Genomic DNA, 3,840 nt, shown 5'->3' on the forward strand with positions numbered 1-3,840 from the left:
GCCCCATCCATACCCCCCGAGGAGGCTGTCCCTGTGACCGCCCGCAAGCCGTCCAGCAAAGCGCCCGATCCCGCTCCGACCACCTCCGAAGCCGCTCTCTTGGCGGCACCCGCCGAGCATGCGGACGCCACCGCCGCAGGCCCGGCCACCGGGACCCTCGCACCGGTGGAAGCGAGCGCCCCGGCCCCCGATCCGGTCACCGCGCCGGTCACCGCGAACGCGCCCGCCAAGCGGGAGAGCCGGGCGGCGGCCCCGCCGCATCCCCGCCGCGCCGGCGGCGGTCAGGGGGTCCGCCCCGCCCGCACCCTGGACGACGGGGACCGGGCCCGGCTCCTGGCGGGTGAGCACCACGCCCCGCACGACCTGCTCGGCGCGCACCAGATCCGCGGCGGGGTGACGTTCCGGGTGCTGCGGCCCTTCGCGCGGTCCGTAACCGTGCTGGCCAAGGGGCTCCGGGCCGAACTGCACGAGGACGGCGACGGCTTCTTCTCCGGGCTGCTGCCGATGCCGTCGGTCCCCGAGTACCAGCTCCTGGTCTCCTACCAGGACAACGAGATCGAGGTCCAGGACCCGTACCGCTTCCTGCCCGCGCTCGGCGATCTCGATCTGCATCTGATCGGCGAGGGCCGGCACGAGGAGCTGTGGACCGCGCTGGGTGCCCAGCCGATGGAGCACCAGGGCGTCACCGGCACCCGGTTCACCGTCTGGGCCCCCAACGCCCGGGGGGTTCGCGTCGCGGGTGACTTCAACTACTGGGACGGCACCGGGTTCCCGATGCGTTCGCTCGGCTCCACCGGGGTGTGGGAGCTGTTCCTGCCCGCGATCAAGGAGGGTGCGCTCTACAAGTTCGACATCTGCCGCCCGGACGGCTCGCACACACTGCGCGCCGACCCGATGGCCCGCCACGCCGAGGTCCCGCCCTCCAACGCCTCGGTCGTGACGGCCGCGCACCACGTCTGGCGGGACCAGGAGTGGATGGCCCGTCGCGGGGACGTCCCGGTGCACGAGGCGCCGCTGTCCGTCTACGAGGTGCACCTGCCGTCCTGGCGCCCCGGTCTCACCTATCGCCAGCTCTCCGAGCAACTCCCCGCGTACGTACGTGATCTGGGGTTCACGCATGTGGAGCTGATGCCGGTCTCCGAACACCCCTTCGGCGGCTCCTGGGGCTACCAGGTCACCGGTTTCTACGCCCCGACCTCCCGGATGGGCACACCGGACGACTTCCGCTTCCTGGTCGACGCGCTGCACCGGGCCGGGATCGGCGTCATCGTCGACTGGGTGCCCGCGCACTTCCCGCGCGACGAGTGGGCGCTCGCCGAGTTCGACGGCCGGCCGCTGTACGAGCACTCGGACCCGCAGCGGGCCGCACATCCGGACTGGGGCACCCTCGAATTCGACTTCGGCCGAACCGAGGTGCGCAACTTCCTCGTCTCCAACGCCACTTACTGGTGCGAGGAGTTCCATATCGACGGGCTGCGGGTCGACGCCGTCGCCTCGATGCTCTACCTCGACTACTCGCGCGAGGAGGGCGAGTGGTCTCCGAACGAGCACGGCGGCCGGGAGAACCTGGACGCCGTCGCCTTCCTCCAGGAGATGAACGCCACGGTCTACCGGCGCAGTCCCGGCGTCGTCACCATCGCGGAGGAGTCCACCGCCTGGGACGGTGTCACCCGCGCCACCCACCACGTCGGTCCCGGCGGTTTCGGCGGGCTCGGCTTCGGGCTGAAGTGGAACATGGGCTGGATGCACGACTCGCTGGAGTACGTGGCCAAGGAGCCGGTGCACCGCAAGTACCACCATAACGAGATGACCTTCTCGATGGTGTACGCGTACAGCGAGAACTACGTGCTGCCGATCTCGCACGACGAGGTCGTGCACGGCAAGCGGTCGCTGGTCAGCAAGATGCCCGGCGACTGGTGGCAGCAGCGCGCCAACCACCGCGCCTACCTCGGCTTCATGTGGTCCCACCCGGGCAAGCAACTCCTGTTCATGGGGCAGGAGTTCGCCCAGGGGGCGGAGTGGTCGGAGGGCCACGGCCCGGACTGGTGGCTGCTCGATCCGTCGTACGCGGCGGAGAGCGACCACCGGGGCGTCCGGACCCTGGTCAGCGATCTGAACACGGTGTACGGGGCGACTCCGGCGCTCTGGCAGCGCGACACCGTTCCGGAGGGGTTCGCCTGGGTGGCGGGGGACGCCGCCGAGGACAACGTCTTCGCCTTCCTGCGCTTCGACGCGGACGGCTCACCGCTGCTGTCCGTCTGCAACTTCTCGCCGGTGGTCCGCCACGACTACCGGATCGGGGTGCCGGACGGCCCGGAGGCGTGGACGGAGGTCCTGAACACGGACGCGGGGCGGTACGGCGGCAGCGACGTACGCAACGACGAACCGCTGAAGCCGGAGGCCGTACCGTTCCACGGCAGGGCGACGAGCGTGGCACTGACGCTGCCGCCGCTGGCGACGGTATGGTTCAAGCCGGCGTGAGCGACGGGCGGGCCCCGCGGGCGTGATCACGCCTGCGGGGCCCGCCTGTTCACACCGCCTCGAACACGTCCTCCAGCTCCTGGAGCAGCCGGCGCTTCGGCCGGGCGCCGACCATCGACTTCACCGGCTCACCCGACCGGAACACCATCAGGGTCGGCGTCGACAGCACCGCGTACCGGGAGGTGATCCCGGGGTTCCGGTCGACATCGATCTGGACGATCTTGATGCGCTCGCTCTCCTCGGCCGCGATCGCTCCCAGCACGGGGGCGAGCTGGCGGCACGGTCCGCACCAGTCGGCGGTGAATTCGACGAGGACGGGGAGTCCGGCCCCCAGCACCTCCCCGTCGAAGCTCTCGTCGGTGACCTCGGCAACGCCCTCCACCTGGATCATCTGTCATCCTCCCAGTTCGCATCGTGGTTCGGGGCCGCCGGGCAGGTCGGACGACGCCTCCAGTTCGGCGCGGGCCAGCTGGGCGCCCACCTCCGTACGGACCGTCCGCAGCTGCTCGATGAGCGAGTCGAGCTCGCCGAGCTTGCGCCGGTAGACGGCGAGGGAGGCGGGGCAGGCGTCACCGGCCGGATGGCCGGCCCGCAGACACTCGACGAAGGGCCGGGTCTCCTCCAGGTCGAACCCGAAGTCCTGCAGGGTCCGGATCTGCTGGAGCAGCCGCAGATCGCCCTCGTCGTAGGTGCGGTAGCCGTTCTCCGCCCGCCGCGTGGGCAGCAGCCCGCGCGACTCGTAGTAGCGCAGAGTCCGCGTCGTCGTTCCGGCCCGCTCGGCCAGCTCCCCGATTCGCATACCTCGACGGTAATCCTTGACGTCGGCGTCAAGGCAAGCGCCGGATCGGGCAGGGGCCGGCGCGAGCGCGGACACACGCCGGGCCGGTACGGGGTTCCCGTACCGGCCCGGCGTGCATGGGGTGCTGAGGGGCTTCGGGTCCTCCCGTGCCCGGGGTGCTCAGGCCTTCGTCATCGAGACCTCGCGCTCGCCCTCGCGCGGCTCGGGGACGTCCGGCCCGCCGCCGTGCACGTCGTCCACGCTGAGCATCGACTCGTCCCAGGGGAGCGCGCCGGCCAGGACCTGGTCCACACGTTCCTTGTCGATCTCCTTGGTCCAGGTGCCGACCAGGACCGTGGCGACCGCGTTGCCCGCGAAGTTCGTCAGGGCGCGGGCCTCGCTCATGAACCGGTCGATGCCGACGATCAGGCCGACGCCGTCGACCAGATCGGGGCGGTGCGACTGGAGGCCGCCCGCGAGTGTGGCGAGACCGGCGCCGGTGACGCCCGCCGCACCCTTCGAGGCGATGACCATGAAGGCAAGCAGCGAGATCTGCTCGCCGATGCTCAGCGGGTCACCCG

General features: G+C 71.2%; 4 protein-coding genes. 1 reads left to right on the forward strand and 3 read right to left on the reverse strand.

Annotated features, from left to right (window positions below; translation table 11 throughout):
- The first annotated feature begins 33 nt into the window (after nucleotides 1-33).
- A complete protein-coding gene (gene glgB, locus J1C73_RS21530; protein WP_307797761.1) occupies nucleotides 34-2,481 on the forward strand; it encodes a 1,4-alpha-glucan branching enzyme in 2,448 nt (815 codons plus the stop codon).
- A gap of 49 nt (nucleotides 2,482-2,530) precedes the next feature.
- On the opposite strand, the gene trxA is transcribed toward glgB, so the two are convergent.
- The 3 genes from trxA to J1C73_RS21545 all read right to left on the reverse strand — a co-directional run.
- A complete protein-coding gene (gene trxA, locus J1C73_RS21535; RefSeq protein ID WP_207317862.1) occupies nucleotides 2,531-2,872 on the reverse strand; it encodes a thioredoxin in 342 nt (113 codons plus the stop codon).
- A 3-nt stretch (nucleotides 2,873-2,875) separates the two neighbouring features.
- Entirely contained in the window at nucleotides 2,876-3,280 is a 405-nt protein-coding gene (locus J1C73_RS21540) for a MerR family transcriptional regulator (RefSeq protein ID WP_123461731.1), read from the reverse strand.
- Between the two features lie 159 nt (nucleotides 3,281-3,439).
- On the reverse strand, nucleotides 3,440-3,840 hold a 401-nt coding region (locus J1C73_RS21545), incomplete at its 5' end, for a cation:dicarboxylate symporter family transporter (protein ID WP_207317863.1).

The organism is Streptomyces laculatispora (assembly GCF_017353455.1).
In the GTDB taxonomy this organism is placed as follows: Bacteria; Actinomycetota; Actinomycetes; order Streptomycetales; family Streptomycetaceae; genus Streptomyces; species Streptomyces laculatispora.